The 17,053-nt window shown below is 56.4% G+C and carries 21 protein-coding genes; 12 read left to right on the forward strand and 9 right to left on the reverse strand.

Going from position 1 to position 17,053, the window contains the following annotated elements:
- Window positions 1-12 precede the first annotated feature (12 nt).
- The 3 genes from ACTNBU_RS04630 to prfB all read left to right on the forward strand — a co-directional run bounded on the left by ACTNBU_RS04630 (window position 13) and on the right by prfB (window position 2,172).
- Window positions 13-270 (forward strand): HPr family phosphocarrier protein, encoded by a 258-nt coding sequence (locus ACTNBU_RS04630; protein WP_441031307.1) that lies wholly within the window; start codon window positions 13-15, stop codon window positions 268-270.
- 196 nt (window positions 271-466) lie between these two features.
- Window positions 467-838, forward strand: a complete 372-nt coding sequence (locus ACTNBU_RS04635) for a RidA family protein (protein WP_441031308.1) — start codon at window positions 467-469, stop codon at window positions 836-838.
- A 209-nt stretch (window positions 839-1,047) separates the two neighbouring features.
- The gene (gene prfB / locus ACTNBU_RS04640) at window positions 1,048-2,172 is read left to right on the forward strand and encodes a peptide chain release factor 2 (protein WP_441031310.1); all 1,125 of its coding nucleotides are present in this window, start codon (window positions 1,048-1,050) and stop codon (window positions 2,170-2,172) included.
- A 117-nt stretch (window positions 2,173-2,289) separates the two neighbouring features.
- Here prfB and ACTNBU_RS04645 read toward each other — a convergent pair whose 3' ends face one another.
- A complete protein-coding gene (locus tag ACTNBU_RS04645) occupies window positions 2,290-3,183 on the reverse strand; it encodes a selenium metabolism-associated LysR family transcriptional regulator (protein WP_441031311.1) in 894 nt (297 codons plus the stop codon).
- Complete coding sequence (locus tag ACTNBU_RS04650) at window positions 3,173-4,336, reverse strand: aminotransferase class V-fold PLP-dependent enzyme (RefSeq protein WP_441031313.1); 1,164 nt, start codon at window positions 4,334-4,336, stop codon at window positions 3,173-3,175. Before ACTNBU_RS04650 ends, ACTNBU_RS04645 begins: the two co-directional genes overlap by 11 nt.
- A gap of 135 nt (window positions 4,337-4,471) precedes the next feature.
- Between ACTNBU_RS04650 and yedE the strand changes: the two genes are divergently transcribed.
- From yedE to selD, 4 genes are read left to right on the forward strand one after another with little or no spacing between them, the layout of a single operon-like run.
- Window positions 4,472-5,542, forward strand: a complete 1,071-nt coding sequence (yedE, locus tag ACTNBU_RS04655; protein WP_441031315.1) for a YedE family putative selenium transporter — start codon at window positions 4,472-4,474, stop codon at window positions 5,540-5,542.
- A 3-nt stretch (window positions 5,543-5,545) separates the two neighbouring features.
- Window positions 5,546-5,752, forward strand: coding sequence for a sulfurtransferase TusA family protein (locus ACTNBU_RS04660; RefSeq protein ID WP_441031317.1), 207 nt, complete (start codon window positions 5,546-5,548; stop codon window positions 5,750-5,752).
- Window positions 5,749-5,985: a DUF3343 domain-containing protein gene (locus ACTNBU_RS04665; protein WP_441031319.1), complete on the forward strand. Its 237-nt coding sequence runs from the start codon at window positions 5,749-5,751 to the stop codon at window positions 5,983-5,985. Before ACTNBU_RS04660 ends, ACTNBU_RS04665 begins: the two co-directional genes overlap by 4 nt.
- Before the next feature lie 9 nt (window positions 5,986-5,994).
- Window positions 5,995-7,032, forward strand: coding sequence for a selenide, water dikinase SelD (gene selD, locus ACTNBU_RS04670; protein WP_441031321.1), 1,038 nt, complete (start codon window positions 5,995-5,997; stop codon window positions 7,030-7,032).
- Between the two features lie 48 nt (window positions 7,033-7,080).
- Here selD and ACTNBU_RS04675 read toward each other — a convergent pair whose 3' ends face one another.
- Complete coding sequence (locus ACTNBU_RS04675; RefSeq protein ID WP_441031323.1) at window positions 7,081-7,335, reverse strand: hypothetical protein; 255 nt, start codon at window positions 7,333-7,335, stop codon at window positions 7,081-7,083.
- Between the two features lie 600 nt (window positions 7,336-7,935).
- Here ACTNBU_RS04675 and ACTNBU_RS04680 point away from each other — a divergent pair.
- The 5 genes from ACTNBU_RS04680 to mobL all read left to right on the forward strand — a co-directional run bounded on the left by ACTNBU_RS04680 (window position 7,936) and on the right by mobL (window position 10,891).
- A complete protein-coding gene (locus ACTNBU_RS04680; protein ID WP_441031324.1) occupies window positions 7,936-8,544 on the forward strand; it encodes a helix-turn-helix domain-containing protein in 609 nt (202 codons plus the stop codon).
- 85 nt (window positions 8,545-8,629) lie between these two features.
- The gene (locus ACTNBU_RS04685) at window positions 8,630-8,869 is read left to right on the forward strand and encodes a hypothetical protein (protein WP_418940665.1); all 240 of its coding nucleotides are present in this window, start codon (window positions 8,630-8,632) and stop codon (window positions 8,867-8,869) included.
- On the forward strand, window positions 8,862-9,635 hold the full coding sequence (locus ACTNBU_RS04690) for a BRO family protein (RefSeq protein WP_441031326.1): 774 nt from the start codon (window positions 8,862-8,864) through the stop codon (window positions 9,633-9,635). Before ACTNBU_RS04685 ends, ACTNBU_RS04690 begins: the two co-directional genes overlap by 8 nt.
- Before the next feature lie 47 nt (window positions 9,636-9,682).
- The gene (locus tag ACTNBU_RS04695) at window positions 9,683-10,222 is read left to right on the forward strand and encodes a helix-turn-helix domain-containing protein (protein ID WP_441031328.1); all 540 of its coding nucleotides are present in this window, start codon (window positions 9,683-9,685) and stop codon (window positions 10,220-10,222) included.
- A 189-nt stretch (window positions 10,223-10,411) separates the two neighbouring features.
- The gene (gene mobL / locus ACTNBU_RS04700) at window positions 10,412-10,891 is read left to right on the forward strand and encodes a relaxase MobL (RefSeq protein ID WP_441031329.1); all 480 of its coding nucleotides are present in this window, start codon (window positions 10,412-10,414) and stop codon (window positions 10,889-10,891) included.
- Between the two features lie 323 nt (window positions 10,892-11,214).
- Here mobL and tnpA read toward each other — a convergent pair whose 3' ends face one another.
- From tnpA to ACTNBU_RS04730, 6 genes are all read right to left on the reverse strand, one after another.
- Window positions 11,215-11,577 (reverse strand): IS66 family insertion sequence element accessory protein TnpA, encoded by a 363-nt coding sequence (tnpA, locus tag ACTNBU_RS04705; protein WP_441031331.1) that lies wholly within the window; start codon window positions 11,575-11,577, stop codon window positions 11,215-11,217.
- Window positions 11,578-11,851: 274 nt separating this feature from the next.
- Window positions 11,852-12,931, reverse strand: a complete 1,080-nt coding sequence (locus tag ACTNBU_RS04710) for a hypothetical protein (RefSeq protein WP_441031333.1) — start codon at window positions 12,929-12,931, stop codon at window positions 11,852-11,854.
- Between the two features lie 17 nt (window positions 12,932-12,948).
- Entirely contained in the window at window positions 12,949-13,602 is a 654-nt protein-coding gene (locus tag ACTNBU_RS04715; RefSeq protein WP_441031335.1) for a sortase, read from the reverse strand.
- Window positions 13,592-14,626, reverse strand: a complete 1,035-nt coding sequence (locus ACTNBU_RS04720) for a Cna B-type domain-containing protein (protein WP_441031337.1) — start codon at window positions 14,624-14,626, stop codon at window positions 13,592-13,594. The genes ACTNBU_RS04715 and ACTNBU_RS04720 overlap by 11 nt, the downstream gene beginning before the upstream one ends.
- Window positions 14,613-15,467, reverse strand: a complete 855-nt coding sequence (locus ACTNBU_RS04725) for a class C sortase (RefSeq protein WP_441031339.1) — start codon at window positions 15,465-15,467, stop codon at window positions 14,613-14,615. Before ACTNBU_RS04725 ends, ACTNBU_RS04720 begins: the two co-directional genes overlap by 14 nt.
- A gap of 97 nt (window positions 15,468-15,564) precedes the next feature.
- On the reverse strand, window positions 15,565-17,040 hold the full coding sequence (locus tag ACTNBU_RS04730; protein WP_441031340.1) for an isopeptide-forming domain-containing fimbrial protein: 1,476 nt from the start codon (window positions 17,038-17,040) through the stop codon (window positions 15,565-15,567).
- Between the last annotated feature and the right edge of the window lie 13 nt (window positions 17,041-17,053).

The following is a 17,053-nucleotide window of genomic DNA, read 5'->3' on the forward strand; positions in this document are numbered from 1 at the left end:
AGGTTTCTGAGTATGAGCAGTCGGGAAATCGTCGTCAAAAGGCCCGCTGAGCAGCTGGAGGGAGATTCCATCGTCCAGTTGATCCGCACCGCCTGCGAGTTCAAGAGCGCAGTCACCATTCGGACAGAACTGTACCAGGTGAATGCCAAGAGTATGATGGGCGTTCTGGCACTGGGACTGGAGCCGGGGATGAAGTTCCGCCTGGAGGCCGAAGGCGGCCCGGACGCGGAGGAGGCACTGGAGACCATCCAGCGGTGGTTTGAGCCGTAAATATCAAGAGATCCGAAAGGCGCCCCGGACCATGTCCGGAGCGCCTTTTTCACGTGCCGGAGGAGCTGAGACTGCCGGAAAGCGGATTGACAAGGACGCCGCCGGTATATTATGATGATATCAGAAAGAGAGCCGCCCGGCGCGGCCCCAACGATTCAATTGGAAGATCACACCACATCAAAGGAGTGCTGCTGTTATGAACATTCTCGCAACCAAGAACGCCCCCGGCGCCATCGGACCCTATTCCCAGGGCTATGAGGCCAATGGCCTGGTCTTTACCTCCGGTCAGATCCCTGTGGATCCTGCCACCGGGGACATCCCCGCCGGCATCGCCGCCCAGGCGGAGCAGAGCTGCAAAAACGTGGGCGCCATTCTGGAGGCCGCGGGCGTGGGCTATGACCAGGTGGTCAAGACCACCTGCTTCCTGGCGGACATGGGGGATTTCGCCGCGTTCAACGAGGTCTACGCCAGATACTTCGTCTCCAAGCCCGCCCGCAGCTGCGTGGCGGTGAAGGATCTGCCCAAGGGCGTGCTGTGCGAGGTGGAGGCTATCGCCGTCAAGGGCTGAGGGACTGTCTGAACAGGACCGGCGGGACCGTGGAAAACGCAGCGCGTTTTTCCGGTCCCGCTTCTTTTCGCGCACTGTCCGCCGGAAGAAAAACGGCACGATTCACGGCGGAACAGCCGGTCTGCGCACATTTTCCTTTACAAACAGAGAAGCGTCCTGTATAATAGATAAGCTATTGAAATCTCATGGATGAAACGGAGAATCGAGCTATGGCGCTGATCGAATATGACGAATATAAGCAGAAACTGAAGGACATGGGTCCGGAACTGGACAAGCTGTCCGCCGCCCTGGATCTGGAGGGCGCACGGGCGGAGGTCCGTCAACTGGAGGCGGAGTCTGCCCAGGATGGCTTCTGGAACGATCTGGAACGGTCCCAGCGGGTCCACCAGCGGCTGAAGCAGCTGCAGAACAAGGTGACCCGGCAGGAGAAGCTGCTGGGTGACTGGGAGGACCTGGGCGTTCTGTGCGAGATGGGCCAGGAGGCCGACGATCCGGACCTGCTCCAGGAACTGAAGGACGGCTACACCGCCTTGCAGCAGAAGGTGGAGGAGACCCGTCTCACCACCCTGCTCACCGGGGAGTACGACGCCAACAACGTCATTCTGACCATCCATCCCGGCGCCGGCGGCACCGAGGCCCAGGACTGGGCCCAGATGCTGTTCCGGATGTACACCCGCTGGGCGGAGCGCCACGACTTCAAGTGCACCACACTGAACTACGAGGACGGCGACGAGGCGGGCATCAAGTCCGCCACCATCTCCATTGAGGGCGAGAACGCCTACGGCTTCCTCCGCAGCGAGAACGGCGTCCACCGTCTGGTGCGGGTGTCTCCCTTTGACGCCAACGCCCGGCGGCAGACCTCCTTCGCCGCGGTGGAGGTGATGCCGGAGCTGCCTGACGACATCGAAGTGGAGATCCGGCCCGAGGACATCGAGATGCAGGCCTGCCGCTCCTCCGGCGCCGGCGGCCAGCACATCAACAAGACCTCCTCCGCCGTCCGTCTGACCCACATCCCCACGGGCATCGTGGTGTTCTGCCAGACGGAGCGGAGCCAGTTCCAGAACAAGGATAACGCTATGAAGATGCTGCGTGCCAAGCTGCTGGAGATGAAGATCCAGCAGCACGCGGAGAAGATCTCCGACATCAAGGGCGTGCAGATGAAGATCGAGTGGGGCAGCCAGATCCGCTCCTACGTGTTCATGCCCTACCAGATGGTGAAGGACACCCGCACCAGCTTCGAGACCAGCCAGGTGGACGCCGTCATGGACGGCGATTTAGACGGTTTTATCAACGCCTATCTGACCCAGCAGGCCACCGGCGACCTGAAAAAGTAATACCGGCGCTGCGATCTGACAAGGCGCGGCCTGCGGAAGGGGACACGGATGTGCCCATTTTCCCGGGCCGCGCCTTTTGCTGTTTCCAAAGCTGCCGGTATCTTGCGGCCGGGGACGTCACGCCTGATACTTCTGGGTGACAAAGTCCCGGAACTCCTGGATATGCTTCTCCAGCTCACAGTTCCGCCGCCAGGAGATGTACAGCGTCCGTGCGCCGCTGTCCGGCAGCTGGAAGCCCAGCAGCCGCTTTTCCTGAATGAAGTTGTGGGCGGCCTTCTCCGAGATGATGGAGACTCCCAGCCCCCCAGCCACCAGGTTCTTGATGGCCTCCGGGTCATTGATGCGGGCGGTGATGCGGAGCATGGACTCCGACACGCCGATGCGCTCCAGATAGTGGCTGGCGCTCTTGTTGGTGCCGCTGCCCTGCTCCCGAAGGATGATGGGCTCCGCCAGCAGCGTCTCCAACGGCACCTCCGGCAGCTGCTGCAATTCCAGGAACCGGGGTGTCACCGGCGTGACCAGCACCATGCGGTCCTGGCAGAAGGGCTGGCAGCACAGGGCTTCGCTGTCGGCGCACATACCAATGAGGCCCACGTCGAACATGCCGTCCGTCAGGCCGTCGATGACGCCCTGGCTGTCGCTCTGGTGAATGACGAAATAGGTGTCCGGATGAAGGCGGCCGAACTCCGGCAGGATCTCCGGCAGGAGGTAGGCGGAGGGAATGGTGGAGGCCCCCAGATGGATGATCCGCCGAGACTCCTCTCCGCATGCCAGAACGATGCGCTCCTGCAGCTCCAGAATATTGGCCGCGTACTCGTAGACCTCCCGGCCCTTCTCCGTCACCTGGATGCTCTTGGTGGTCCGGAGGATCAATTGGCGGCCCAGCTCCTCTTCCAGCGTCCGGATGTGGGTGCTGATGGTGGGCTGGGAGATGTACAGATTCTCCGCGGCCTTGGTGAAGCTGCCGCACCGCACCACCTCGGCGAAGGAACGCAGCTGTTTAAGCTCCACGGCACACCACCTCCAGCGCCTTCAGGGCGGCGTCCACCTGCCCCTCCGTGTTCCACCAGCCAAAGGAGAAACGGATGGTGCCGGTGGGATAGGTCCCCAGGGTCTTGTGGGCCGACGGCGCGCAGTGGAGCCCAACCCGGGTCATGACGCCGTATTCGGCATCCAGCTCATAGGCGGCCTGGGACAGCTCCTTGTGCAGTGTCTGGATGGACACCACGCCGGTGCGGCCCCAACAGTCCCGTTTTCCCACCAGACAGATCCAGCCCCGGTCCTCCAGAGGGCGCAGCCCCGCCAGGAACCGCTCCGTCAGGGCCAGCTCGTGGCGGCGGATCTGGTCGATGCCCGTCTCCTTCAGCCACAGCAGCCCCTGATGCAGCCCCACGATGCCCGGCAGATTCATGGTCCCCGGCTCGAACCGGTCCGGCAGGAAATCCGGCACCTGCTCCGTGTGGCTGAGACTGCCGGTGCCGCCGGAGAGCAGGGGCGTGATCTGCTGCGCCATGCCTTCCGCCAGAACAAAGCCGCCGGTGCCCTGGGGGCCCAACAGGCCCTTATGGCCGGTGAAGGCCAGGGCGTCGATGTGCATGGCCTCCATGTCGATGGGCCACACGCCTGCGGTCTGGGCGCAGTCCACGAAGAATTTCAGCCCGTGGGCCCGGCAGAAGTCTCCCGCCTGCTGAATGGGCAGCAGCGTGCCGCAGACGTTGCTGGCGTGGGTCATCACCACTGCCCGGGTCTCCGGCGTCAGACAGGCTTCCATGGCTTCCGGCCGCAGCGCCCCCGTCCCGTCGCAGGGGATGCGGGTGAACGTACAGCCGTGCTCCGCCAGCTGCGTCAGGGGCCGCATGACGGCGTTGTGCTCCATGGCGGACACCAGCACATGGTCCCCCGGCCGCAGAAAGCCCTTCAGCAGCACGTTGAGGCTCTCCGTCACGTTTTTGGTGAAGATCACATTGCTGCTGTCCGGCCCGTGGAACAGCTCGCACAGCAGCTGCCGGGTCTCGTACACGATCTCCTCCACCTGATAGGCGCTGTCGTAGCAGCCCCGGTTGATGTTGACACCCGCCTGCGTCATATAGCGGTACACCGCCTCCGCCACCCGGGGCGGCTTGGGAAAGGTGGTGCTGGCGTTGTCCAGATAGATCTTTTCCATAAGGTTCCCCTCCTGGGTCTACCATAGCATAGTTTTATTGGATAATCAAATCAATTTATCTGGTATATCAATAAATACTATTGGAGGTCGACCTTTTTTCGTGCTATATTGGATCTATGATAGGAGGGAAATCATATGGACCTGAAAAAAGAGCGCACGACCATTATCATTGCCGGCCTGGTGATCGGTGTCATCTCCGCGGGGCTGGTGCTGCTGGGGAACCCGGCCAACATGGGCTTCTGCATCGCCTGCTTTGTGCGGGATATCTCCGGCGCCCTGGGACTGCACCAGGCGGCTGCCGTTCAGTACATCCGGCCGGAGATCATCGGTCTGGTGCTGGGCAGCTTCCTGATGGCGCTGGGCACCAGGGAATTCTCGGCCCGGGGCGGAAGCAGCCCCATGACCCGGTTCGTTCTGGGTTTCTTCGTCATGATCGGCTGCCTGATGTTCCTGGGCTGCCCCTTCCGGATGATCCTGCGGCTGGCGGGCGGCGACGGCAACGCGCTGTTCGGCCTGCTGGGCTTCGCGGCGGGCATCCTGGGCGGCGTGTTCTTCCTGAACCGGGGTTACTCCCTGAAGCGCACCTACCGGCTGCCGCCGGCGGAGGGCGGCGTCATGCCGGTGATCCAGGCGGCGCTGCTGGTGCTGCTGCTGGCGGCTCCCGCGTTCATCCACTTCACTGAGGCAGGCGGCGGTCCCGGCGGCAGCCACGCCCCTGTCTTCGTCAGCCTGGCCGCCGGGCTCATCGTGGGCGCCCTGGCCCAGCGGACCCGCCTGTGCATGGTGGGCGGCATCCGGGACGCGGTGCTGTTCCGGGAGTGGAAGCTGCTGATGGGCTTCGTGGCCATCCTGGTCAGCGCCCTGGTGTGCAACCTTGTGATCGGCAATTTCCATCCCGGCTTCGCGGGCCAGCCCGTGGCCCATACCGATGGGCTGTGGAATGCCCTGGGTATGCTGCTGGCGGGCTTTGGCTGCGTGCTGCTGGGCGGATGCCCCCTGCGGCAGCTGGTGCTGTCCGGCGAGGGCAACACCGACAGCGCCGTGACGGTGCTGGGATTGCTGGTGGGCGCCGCCTTTGCCCACAACTTCGGCCTGGCCTCCAGCGCCAACGGCCCCACCGCAGCCGGAAAGATCGCGGTGGTCATCGGCCTGGCGGCAGCGGCACTGATCGCCTGTGCCAACACGTTTTGGAAGAAGGAGGACTGACACATGACACATCTGGACGCCAGAGGACTGTCCTGTCCGGAGCCAGTCATCATGATCCGGAAGGCCATGATGACCGGGGAGGACGGCTATGAGATGGTGGTGGACAATCCCACCTCCAGGGAGAACGTGACCCGCTACGCCCGCCATCAGGGCTATCAGGTGACGGTGACGGAGCAGGGCGGCGAGTTCACGCTGGTCATGCAGAAATGACCTGTATCGCTACGTTTTACTCTCACTTCGGCGCCATCCGCTTCAAGAAGCTCTGCGAGGGCATGGGCTGGCCGGCAAAGGTGATGCCGGTCCCCCGGGATCTCAGCAGCAGCTGCGGAACCTGTGTGCGGTATGAGGGCGTCTGCCCCGATACGCCGCCCCAGGAGGTGGAGCAGATCGCGGAAGTGACGCCGTCCGGCTACCGGACTCTGTACCGGGCGGAGAACAGTTGAGGTGACGGAATGGAAACGCAAGTCAGGCTGACCAAGCTGGCCAGCTGCGCCGGGTGCGGCGCAAAGGTGGGCGCCGGGACGCTGTCCCGGCTGCTGGAGGGCTTCCAGACCCACTCCGACCCCCGGCTTATCGTGGGCTACGACAAGAGCGACGACGCCAGCGTCTACGTACTGGACGAGAACACGGCCCTGGTCCAGACCACGGATTTCTTCCCGCCCATTGTGGACGATCCCTTCCTGTACGGTCAGATCGCCGCGGCCAACGCCCTCAGCGACGTGTACGCCATGGGCGGCGAGCCGAAGCTGGCGCTGAACATCCTGTGCCTGCCGGACAGCATGGACAGCGCCGCCGTCCAGGAGTTGCTGCGGGGCGGATATGCCAAGGCCTACGAAGCCGGGGCCATCATCACCGGCGGACACACTATTCACGGCGCAGAGCCCATTTACGGGCTGGCGGTCTCCGGCTTCGTCCATCCGAAAAAGGTGCTGACCAACAGCGGCGCACGGCCCGGCGACGTGCTGATCCTGACCAAGCCCCTGGGCATCGGCATCCTGACCACCGCCGCCAAGGCGGAACTGGTGACCCAGCCGGTGCTGGACCGCATCTACCGGCAGATGGCGGCGCTGAACAAGACCGCCCGGGACATTATGGTGAGATATCCGGTCCACAGCTGCACCGACGTCACCGGCTTCTCCCTGCTGGGCCACAGCTACGAGATGGCCCAGGGCAGCGGCTGCACCGTCCACCTGCTGGCCCGGGACATTCCCTATCATCCCGAGGCCTACGAGATGGCGGAGATGGGATTCATCCCCGCCGGAGCCTACCGGAACCGGGACTTCGCCGGTCCCGGCGTCAAGGTAATAGGAGACGTGCCCCTGGCGTTGGAGGACATCTGCTACGACCCACAGACTAGCGGCGGCCTGCTGATGGCCCTGCCGGAGGGGGACGCGGAAAAATGCCTTGCGGAGCTGCGGGAGCAGATCCCCCAGGCCGCCGTCGTGGGCTACGTGACGGAGACCATGGACGCCGCCATTTATCTGGAGTGAAGGAGCAGGTGTGCAGCGGTGCTGCCGGTTTTCCGGCTGGCGTGCCTTTCAAAACGGATCGGCCGATAAGAAAAACAGACCTGCCGGACAGGCAGGTCTGTTCAGGTTGTCGAAAAACCCTGTTTGAAGGAAAGGAGTTCTTTTTTGAAGGGGGAGTACGAGGGGGCGGGAGCCCCCTCGTGTTGGATCGAATGCCTGCAAAAAGCCTGCATCAGAAGGCGTTTGCGCCGCGCAGCGGCAGCTTTTCGGCCCGCTTTGCGGGCAGAAAAGCGAGGCATTGTTCAGGCTGTCGAAAAAGTCCATCGGACTTTTTCGACAGCCTGAGCCCTGAGACGGTTTTCCGTCTCAGGGCTTTTAGACACTGGAAAAGGGAGCGGTTTCAGGGGCTGGCTATCCGGTCCGGAGCAAGACCCGAAGCGGGATCCAGCGGAGCACCCGCAAGGGCACGCCGCATCCGTAGGGCGGCAAAGCCGCCAGCGGCTGCACAGCGGGTTCGATTCGGAAAGGAACCGCAGCAGAATGAGTGCGCGGTGACTTTTGAAAAAAGTCGCCGCAAGCGATATGGCACTTGCGGCGACGTGGCGGAGCGGGTGGGATTCGAACCCACGTGCCCTTGTGGACAACTTGATTTCGAGTCAGAGTCGCTATCCGGACTTTGAAGGAAAACGGCGGAAACTCACGGACAATGCGAGAGTTTGCAAACCCTTGAAAAATCAGCATTTTCCCGCCCTTGAAGGTCGAAAATCCCGAAAGCCCAGACAGAGCAAGGAGTTCGAAAGAAATCCGGTTTTGGGGAGAAAAAAGCCCGTTGGGGAGAAGATGGGGAGAACTCGGGGAGAAATCACAGTCCAGTGCAGATGACACCTACCGATACCGAACATCAAAATCAAGGTGGTTATCCGCATGACTGAAAGCATGAAATATTACGAATCCATCCGTCGCAAATACCCTGAGGCGGTCTCGAAAGATCAGTTCTACCAGATCGCCCATATCAGCAAAGCAACGGCTCTGCACCTTCTGCAAAACGGTTTAGTCCCGTGCAAAGATACGGGCAAGAAAACTCGCCGGTACACAATCCGCACCGACGATATAATCTTCTATTTGATTGACCGGGAGCTTCACCCGGAAGTCTATCGCGCACCGGATCGCTGGTATCAGGAACGGTCTGGTCATTACAATTCGCGTGTCACCTATCGGAATGAACTGACGAGGCTGTCCGAAGAGGAACGAGCCAGCTTCCGAAAATACATGGAAGACGAGTTTTGTCAGTACGGTGATCTGCTGACCATCGTTGAAGTGGCTGAGGCAATCGGCTACTGCGATACTTCGCTTTATCGCTGGTGCAACGCCAAGAAGCTCAAATCATTCAATATCTCCGGAAAGTTCCTTATACCAAAGATCAGCCTCGTAGATTTCCTCGTTTCTCAGTACAGCTTCGACATTACGCGAAAAACTTGGAAGCACACGCTGCTCATTAAAGGATTTCTTGATAGACTTGATACAACAGAATAATTCGTACAGCAAAGCCCCGTTATTGCACTGCGCATAGCAGAACAATGACGGGGCTTATTTTTTTGTCAAATTGGAGGTCAAAGCAATGAACACAAACGATTTTGCCAAGGCATTTGACGCCTTGATGCAGGAAACGCCGTATTCCCATTTCGATAGCGGCTGCGAGGGCATTATACCGGAATGCCGTACTTGCCGCTTTCATCGCCCCTTCTGGAAATATCAGTCCTGCGTGTTTGCAGAGTGTCCCTACTGCTGCAATCCCGTTTCTACCCTCAAAAATCAAAGTGGCACATCTGCTGCCGGAAAGGAAGTCAATCATGGATAACAAAATCGAAGTCTTCAAGAATGAACAGTTTGGAGAAATCCGAACAGCCCTGATCGAAAACGAGCCGTGGTTTGTGGCGGTAGACGTGTGCAGGGCTTTGGAGATCGGCAATTCGTCACAAGCCATTTCACGGCTGGATGCGGACGAGAAGATGATTACCCTCATTTCAAATGAGGGTAATAAACGAGGCAATCCCAACATGACGGTGGTGAACGAACCCGGACTTTACACGCTTATTCTGAGCAGCCGTAAGCCCGAAGCCAAAGCCTTCAAACGCTGGATCACACATGAGGTCATTCCCACCATCCGCAAAACCGGTGGCTACATGACAGACTCCCTTCTGGAACGCATTCAGAAGGAACCTGCGGTCATTGTGGAGTTTGCTCAGGCGTTGATTCTGGAAAAGAATCGTGTGAAGGCTCTTGAGTGTGAGCTGAACACGGCGAAGCCCAAAGCCGATTACTACGACGCCTTCATCAATCCGGATGACTGCACCAATATCCGAACGACGGCGAAGGAACTGAAAATCCCGGAGCGCAAGTTCGTCCAGTTCCTTCTCAGAGAGAAGTACCTGTTCCGATCTCCCTCCGGTCAGCTTCTTCCCTACAATAAGGACAGCAACGCCGGACTGTTCATCGTCCGCGATTTTGTGACGTACTGCTACACCGGTTCTCAGACCTACTTCACGCCGAAGGGCAAGGAGGTCATCCGAATGAAGTTCCAGAAAAAGTGTGCCGAAGAGCTGCTTCCCAAGATGGCAAGGTGATTTTCGTGGCAGTCTATCGCGTAAACAAGAATCGTGGCTATACGGTCATGGCGAACTTCCACCTTCGAGACAAGAGCCTGTCACTCAAGGCAGTCGGTCTTCTCTCAAAGATGCTCTCGTTCAATGATGGCTGGAAGTTCTCAACCAAGGGGCTTTCCGCAATCTGCAAGGAAGGTCCGGATGCCATTCTTTCCGCGCTCCGTGAGCTTGAGACACACGGCTACCTCGTCAGGCACCGGCAGAGAGACGGTAAAGGCAGGATGAGCAGCACAATCTTTGAGATATACGAAGAGCCGCAGGAGTCCACGCCAGAACGGGAAAAGCCACACACGGAAAATCCATGTGTGGAGAAGCCAGATGTGGATAATCCACACGGGGATAAGTCCGCACAAATAAATACTGATCAAGTAATTACTCAAGAAAGAAATACTCTCTCAAAGAACTATCAATCCATCAATCTTGATGGGATGGACAGGATGGATGAGCGAAGCGAGTATGGATCGCATCAGAGAGCAGGACCAGCACACAGTGGAACCCTACAGCCAGGAACAGACGATGTGATCCTCGATTTTTTCTGGCTGAATTAAGGGGTAAGTTAAAGGGGGATGTTAAAGGGGGAAGTTAGCAGGAATGTGAAAAACAACTTAGGTGGTAACACTCAAGTACCCCCTAAGACACCCCTAAGTAAAATCAATACAAGGTTATCGACCAGCGCCGGAGTTTTAGAAATAAGACTCCGGCGCTTTTTTGTTTTCATCGAAGGGAGCCAACCACCTATGACACGCTATTTTATGCGGGATACCCCTCTGTGCCAGATGGAGGAGCAGATGATGACCCCGCCCAATTTCAAACCCAGAGGCCACGGCCTGCATTGTCCCGGTTTCCGGTATCGTCCCAAAGATGTGGACTGCCAATACGGTTATCTGAAAAAGCCTGTAAAAGAAATCGTGGATGCCATCGTGGATGAACTGGCAAAGCTGCCGGAGGTTGCTGAGTGTTATGAAGTGTGGAATCAGATCCGCGAGGAACTGAACGAGTGCTATGGGCACAGCACACCGTGGGAGCGGCTCCCGCTCTCTAATCGAAAAGAGTTTCGTAAAATCAAAAACGACATCATCCGGGAGGCCGAGAACATTCGTCTCGGCCTCCCAACTTTTGAAGATGAGCAGATGCGGGATGAACCGGAGCCGGAGGAAAAGAACGAGCATCATTCCTACAGCGTGTACGAACAGGCGCAGCGTTATACTGTTTCATGAGCAGATTTCCCTTCTCTCAGATGCCCTTATTATACTGCAAAGCCATGAATCGTGCCACTTTTTGTCAAAATCTCCTTCGTCAGAATGACTGTTGAAATCCCGGGGCTTCAACTGCCCGGCAATCCACAGAACGCACATCAAGAACTGTTCTTTGCCGTCATATCACCCGAGAAGTGGATAAAAGAAGTACCGGGGAACTGCAATTTCCACATTTCGCGAAAATTACTGTTCCCGGCACCGTTTGTTCAAATAAACTTCTCTGTATTTTCTCCGTTATGACGAACTCAGCACAACCGTTTTGGATGCGGCTGAATCCTTTTGCGTCATTCAACAAAGCGCATCAGTCCTTTCAGCTGGCTCAACAGCTCCGCTGACACCGTATTGGACAACTCCAGTTCCATCTGCCCAATGCGGATAACCGCGGCAGGAACAAATACATCTCTCTTCAACGAACAGTCCTGTACTGGTTTAACCAAGGGAAGCTCGGCCAGCACTGGCTGAGACTGCGCCTTTGCAATTTGCCTTACTTTTCCCAAGATTTCTTGCTCCCAGCGATAATAAGTCTTGGGAGAACAACCATTTTCCTCGCACCATTCTTTTACGCTCATCCCGCTGCTTCGGCAATCTGCTACCCGATCTTTCCATTCAAGCAGCTTCGCCTGATGCTTAACTGCATTCACGTCCATACCGCGCCCCCATATTAGAAAATCTCGAGAAGCGTCAAGGATACTCGACACTCCCCGAGACAGTATGGCATACCTGCTTCCCGCGGTACAGGTACGTGTTATTTACCGTTTACATTAAATGGACACAAAACGCAGCTTCTCCGCCAAGGGGAAGCTGCGCCCATATGCTGAACCCAGGGGAGGTTCATAATGAACCTCCCAGAAGGACTCACTCTATCTGAGATTTAATACAGAGAAAGAAAGAGGAGAAAAGCCGAAATCAATAAAGCGAAATTCATTCCTGCTCCCGGCTTGAATCCGCACCCATTATTTGCGTTTCAACTTCGGACTTTCCGCGCTTGGGGTGTTCTGAATAGTACCACTCCAGAAAATCGTCATACATTTCTTCTCCCCGTTGGCGGGCTTTGACGGCATCCTCAATTTTGTCATAGCTTCCCAAGTAGTAAGTCTTGCGCTTGAAGGTGATCTGTGCCGCCCACTTTTCGTTTTTCTTATCGCGATAAACCCCGTTGTATCCGCTGGTGTTGGTGGAGATCAATCGGTTCCGAAGTGATTCCAGAATTGTAACAGAGGTTCCGTCCATCAGTTTGAGATTTTCAACCACCTGTGTTTTTTGCAGGCATCCGCAGCTTTTCGTGTGCCCGGAAATCAAATTGTCATGTTCAACAATCGTTTCATTGCCGCATTCACATTTGCATCGCCAGTAGCTGGAGTAATTTCTCCGCTCAGCCAGTTCAATGACGGTCAGTTTTCCAAATATACATCCGGTCAAATCCATTCGTGGCGGGTGCCCATTGCATCCACAGCTTTTCGTTTTTCCGCTTTGAAGGCGGCTCTGTCCAACGATGGTTTCCTTTCCGCAATCACAAAGACATTTCCAGCGGTGTAATCCATCCCATTTTCCGGCATATTCCAAAACTGTCAGCATTCCAAAACGCTTTCCCACATAATCTTTCAAAGGGGGGTGACCCAGGCAGCCGCAGCTTTTCTTGTATCCGGAAGTCAACTGTGTGATGGGAGCAAGGCACTCTTTTCCACAATCACACCGGCATCTCCATACGGTTCCGCGGTTGCCTTTGCTCCGCAACTCTGTTGGTTCAATGCAGACAAGTCTGCCAAACCGCATCCCGGTCAGGTCTTTCTGTCCGGGCTTAACTTTGGATGTGCAGCCGCAATCTTTCACCGCTCCCCGCTGCAAACACCGGGTGTCAAGCAGAATCTCGCCACCACAGTCACACCGGCACCGCCAGACGGTGTATTCGTTTTTGCGCTGGGGTGTTGCTTCTTCCACAGTGAGCATTCCTGCACGATAGCCCGGTTCAATCTTCGGCTTTTTCTCTTTTCCTTCGGCCATCAGATAGTCACCTCAATCTATTTGTCGTTTTCTACTCGTTCAAAGCGTGCGGTAACACGACTGCTCCCGCCTATGGTACAGGTGAACAGTGTCAAGTCCCATTCTCCACTTTCCATACCCTCGATATCCGTGGGTTGCAGAATTTCCAGTTCCACCATTTCATAGGTGAATACATTCCCATCCATATCCGTAAAGGTGGCAGTATCTCCCTCCCGGAGATTTTTCAGATTGCCGAAGTGGGAGTTGTAGTTGTGGGCGGCGATGATCAGATCATCCTGGTATGCCGACCCGCTGTACCGGCAGGGAGCAATTTTCAGTTTTTGGTAACTCCATTCGCTGATAATAGGCAGTTCCAATTCCAGCGTAGGGATGCGCAGGACGCCGATATAGTCGATCCCGTCAATGTTCTCCACCGGCATTTCCATATCCGGATTCAGGAGATAGTCGGGAATCTCAACTTCTTCCAACAATGCCGCTGTATTTGTTTCTTCCGTTATTTCAAACGGTTCCGGTGAAAGAACGCCGGGAATGTCTGCTTCCAAGGAGGCCATGATTTCCGTGGCGGAGCGCTTTGCGCGGGCCTCATCGTACAAGTTATATGCTGCGAGGAAAAGGGCCGCCGCAACCAGCAGCAGCCCTGTCAAAATCAAAAATCTTCCCTTATGCTTCATCTGAGTCACCTCTGCGGCGGATCAGACCGATTACCACCAGAAGCAGTCCGGCGACCATCAGAACAGGCACTGGCCACCAAAGCTGTCCGGTTTGAGGCAGTGTTGGCTCATTGGGTTTTGACGGTGTTGGCTCGGTAGGCTGCATAGGTTCTGCGGGCGAGGATGGTCCAGTCGGGGGCGGGTTATCAGGAATGTCCTCCGTGTAAGTATTCGTTACAACAAAGGTAATGCCCTCCCGGTCCACCTCCGTATAGTAATTGTCCAATTCCTGTTCCACCACTGTCCAGGTGTAGTCATGATCCAGTTTGCTCCAGGTATGCCGCCAGTTGTTGGCTTTGTTCAGCGTTACGGTTTCATAAACCTTTCCGTCCCGCAAAAGCTGTACAATGGCTTCTTTCGGGCGCTCTTTTTCGTGGCCATCGTCCTTCCATACCTTCAACACCTTGCGGGTAATGCTATCATCATCGGAACCGCCCGGTTTATCATGCTTATCAAACTTTGGATGGACAACCACATCATAAAGCCAATCATTTGCCTCTTTATCCAACGTGGGGAGCAAAACCATGAACGGCTGGGCATCGTAAATGCTTCCCCGCTGGCTATGTCTGGAACCAAGCACCAGATACAGTCCCGCTGTCAGGCGGTTTTCTCCCGTTGGAAGTGTCAGCCTTCCTTCGCTGTCTGTCTTTCCGGTATCTGTTGGGGTGACTCCATCCCGCAGGACATACCCCTCCAGCGTCGATGCCAGCGTTTTCCACGCCTCGTCATTTTCCCCCCGAATATTGACATGAAACTGTGCAAAATCCTCCGTTGTAGTCAGTTCTCCATATTCATCCACCGTGGCCACCAGATAGATGGAGAACTTGGCGCCAGCAAGTGGGACATCGCCATCCTGATAGGAAATGGTCAGTGTTTCCTCATGGTTCAGGTCAATGCGGCCTGCTGCCAGTGCCTGCACCGGCAGCAGCATCACCACGGCTATTAAGGCAAGCAAGGCCCCAAAGAATCTTTCAAACTTCTTCATCGGTGTTACCTCCGGGTTTCTTTTTGGGCTTCGGCAGAAGCAGCAGGATCAAGAGCACCAGCAGTATGGGAATCGCCACAATGGGTGCCACGATCATCGGCTCGATCTGCATGGCGTCAGCGGTTACATGGACAGTTTTTGCCTCTGCCAGATTCTCAATACGGTGTCCCCGCACCAGAAGCCGGTGACTGTTGATGCCGTAGGGAGTACAGGTCACCAAGGTGCAGTAATCCTGTCCCTTAACAATTTGCAGCTCGGAAGTCTCATGAGGTTCTACAATGAGAATCTGATCCACTTCGTAGGTCAGCACCTCGTCCAGGACCCGGAGCATAAACACATCCCCAACTACCAGCTTATCCAGGTTGGTAAACAGCTTGGCGCTGGGAAGTCCACGGTGGCCGGAGAGAACACAGTGGGTACTTTCACCGCCAACCGGCAGGCTGGTCCAGTCCAGATGCCCAACGGCGATTTGAAGCACGCCCTCATCGGTACCGTGGTAGAGCGGTAGTGAGCACTGAATGACAGGAATCTCGATATAGCCCATAACACCGGTGCCGGAGACGTTGAGAAGCTGCTGGTAGGTTTCTTTTTGGACATCGCTCAGCAGGTAGCTGTTGGTTCGTTCCAGTAGAGAGGCGTTATACTCGGCGGCGGCGTCCCAAATCTCGGCATATTGATCTTCGTCCAGATTTGCCACTTCCTCGGCATAGGTGGCGATGGCACGGGACTGGTGAAGAGAATTCCAGTAATCACTAACCGATGGGTACAGCAGCAAGGACAGCCCTGCAAGAAGGATCAGTACCAGCAGAATGGTTGTGAAATTGCTCGATTTTTTCTTCATGCAGGGTTCTCCTTGCCGCTGTGGGCCGGGGAGGGAGGCCCCTCCCCGACGGTCACAGCGTTTTTGTGTTTATAAGTATTCCAATAGCCGATTTCGTTTACTTGGAAGCACCCATGCGCTTCTTGGTAATCAGGAGTACGGCTGCTCCAATAACCAGGACAGATCCGAGAACATAGAAGATAGTGGTACCCATACCGCCAGTCTCAGGCAGGGTGGAACCTTTATTGTTCTCGATGTCCGCGCTGAGGGCGCCGGTTTCGACCTTGCCGGTGAACTTATCACCACCGGACAGGCTGGTGAGGGTGGGATTATCGGACAGCACCTCATGCTCGGCAGTAATGGTAAACTCAATGTCGGCAATGGTGTTATAACCGGCGGGAGTGGTGGTTTCGACGATCTTGTAATCGCCGTCATCCAGACCCTTCCACTCGAAGGTGGTCATCTCGTCGCCCTTCACCTCGCTGCCAACCGCAACAAATTCGCCGGAGATGTTCTTCTTGTACAGGGTGAAGCCCGCCCCCTTCAGGGGGATGTACTCAGGCTCACTGCCGCCCTCGACATAAGCGGGGTTCTTGGTGACCTTGTTGGCAACCACCTTATAGGTGAAGACGATGACGGTGTCATCAGGGGTCTTGCCGTTCTCGCCGCCCTGCTCGTCGTTGGGGTTGTTGGAGTAGGTGACGTGCATGGTGTTGGGGTTACCATTGGAGCCAATGACAACATTTTCACCAGTAAGCGTGGAGCTGTATTCCACAGTGATGACGGAACCGGCCTTGGCAGCAGTGGATTTCAGATCGGCAAAGCGGACTTCAAAGGTATCGCCATCGGTCAGACCGGTGGTAACGACTTCGTATTTGATGGAATCAACGGTAGTACCGTCAATCTTAACCACAACGGTCTCGGGCTTGAAGGTCAGGCCAGCGGATTCCTTATCGTGGAAGGTCAGCTTGTAGACCTTGTAGTTGTCGTAGTCCTGCGCAATGGTAGCCTTCAGCTGGAAGGGGACATCATCGCCGATGTCATAGTCAGCGGAGTCTTCCCACTTGACCTCGTCCTGAGTGGTGTTGGAATCGTTCTTGTCGTCAACCTTCTTCTCAGAGGTGGTGGTGCCAACCTTGGGGCTGATGGTGGTAGGACCGACAACCTGAACAACATACAGGCTGTATGCTTCACCGTCACCCACGGGTCCATTGTCCTTGATCAGATAGTAGCCAGTGGGAGCTGTCAGAGGAGAACCGTTGCTGACTGTGCCGAACTTTTCAGAGTTCAGGTTCACATACTTGCTGATCTCGGCCAGCTTTTCGGTGTCAGACAGGCTGTTGACGGCAGCCAGGGCATCCAGAGTTTCCTGAGACACCGCTTCGCCCACGGTGCCGGTTCCGTTCTTGCCCCATTTCACATTGGACAGGACTTTTCCAGACAGATCGCCGGTGAAAATCTGATAAACGTCATAAGTACGGGTGCTGCCTGCGGGAGCAGTGATAGTGGTATCCGCTGCAAAAGCGGTGGTGGCCAGGGCAAAGACCATGACCAGAGCCAGCAGAAGGCTGCCAAGTTTTTTTGTGTGCTTCATTGTTCGCTTTCCT

The sequence above is a fragment of the Dysosmobacter sp. HCP28S3_G4 genome, from assembly GCF_052065175.1.
Classification (GTDB): Bacteria; Bacillota; Clostridia; order Oscillospirales; family Oscillospiraceae; genus Oscillibacter.

Excerpts from the sequence above, each read along its gene's own strand:
- mobL (WP_441031329.1), top strand. The coding sequence starts at position 10,412 with ATGACACGCTATTTTATGCGGGATACCCCTCTGTGCCAGATGGAGGAG.
- tnpA (WP_441031331.1), bottom strand. The coding sequence starts at position 11,577 with ATGGACGTGAATGCAGTTAAGCATCAGGCGAAGCTGCTTGAATGGAAA.
- ACTNBU_RS04720 (WP_441031337.1), bottom strand. The coding sequence starts at position 14,626 with ATGAAGAAGTTTGAAAGATTCTTTGGGGCCTTGCTTGCCTTAATAGCC.
- ACTNBU_RS04685 (WP_418940665.1), top strand. The coding sequence starts at position 8,630 with ATGAACACAAACGATTTTGCCAAGGCATTTGACGCCTTGATGCAGGAA.
- ACTNBU_RS04690 (WP_441031326.1), top strand. The coding sequence starts at position 8,862 with ATGGATAACAAAATCGAAGTCTTCAAGAATGAACAGTTTGGAGAAATC.
- ACTNBU_RS04675 (WP_441031323.1), bottom strand. The coding sequence starts at position 7,335 with ATGGACTTTTTCGACAGCCTGAACAATGCCTCGCTTTTCTGCCCGCAA.
- ACTNBU_RS04660 (WP_441031317.1), top strand. The coding sequence starts at position 5,546 with ATGACACATCTGGACGCCAGAGGACTGTCCTGTCCGGAGCCAGTCATC.
- prfB (WP_441031310.1), top strand. The coding sequence starts at position 1,048 with ATGGCGCTGATCGAATATGACGAATATAAGCAGAAACTGAAGGACATG.
- ACTNBU_RS04630 (WP_441031307.1), top strand. The coding sequence starts at position 13 with ATGAGCAGTCGGGAAATCGTCGTCAAAAGGCCCGCTGAGCAGCTGGAG.
- ACTNBU_RS04650 (WP_441031313.1), bottom strand. The coding sequence starts at position 4,336 with ATGGAAAAGATCTATCTGGACAACGCCAGCACCACCTTTCCCAAGCCG.
- ACTNBU_RS04635 (WP_441031308.1), top strand. The coding sequence starts at position 467 with ATGAACATTCTCGCAACCAAGAACGCCCCCGGCGCCATCGGACCCTAT.
- selD (WP_441031321.1), top strand. The coding sequence starts at position 5,995 with ATGGAAACGCAAGTCAGGCTGACCAAGCTGGCCAGCTGCGCCGGGTGC.
- ACTNBU_RS04710 (WP_441031333.1), bottom strand. The coding sequence starts at position 12,931 with ATGGCCGAAGGAAAAGAGAAAAAGCCGAAGATTGAACCGGGCTATCGT.
- ACTNBU_RS04725 (WP_441031339.1), bottom strand. The coding sequence starts at position 15,467 with ATGAAGAAAAAATCGAGCAATTTCACAACCATTCTGCTGGTACTGATC.
- ACTNBU_RS04715 (WP_441031335.1), bottom strand. The coding sequence starts at position 13,602 with ATGAAGCATAAGGGAAGATTTTTGATTTTGACAGGGCTGCTGCTGGTT.
- ACTNBU_RS04730 (WP_441031340.1), bottom strand. The coding sequence starts at position 17,040 with ATGAAGCACACAAAAAAACTTGGCAGCCTTCTGCTGGCTCTGGTCATG.
- yedE (WP_441031315.1), top strand. The coding sequence starts at position 4,472 with ATGGACCTGAAAAAAGAGCGCACGACCATTATCATTGCCGGCCTGGTG.
- ACTNBU_RS04665 (WP_441031319.1), top strand. The coding sequence starts at position 5,749 with ATGACCTGTATCGCTACGTTTTACTCTCACTTCGGCGCCATCCGCTTC.
- ACTNBU_RS04680 (WP_441031324.1), top strand. The coding sequence starts at position 7,936 with ATGACTGAAAGCATGAAATATTACGAATCCATCCGTCGCAAATACCCT.
- ACTNBU_RS04695 (WP_441031328.1), top strand. The coding sequence starts at position 9,683 with ATGGCGAACTTCCACCTTCGAGACAAGAGCCTGTCACTCAAGGCAGTC.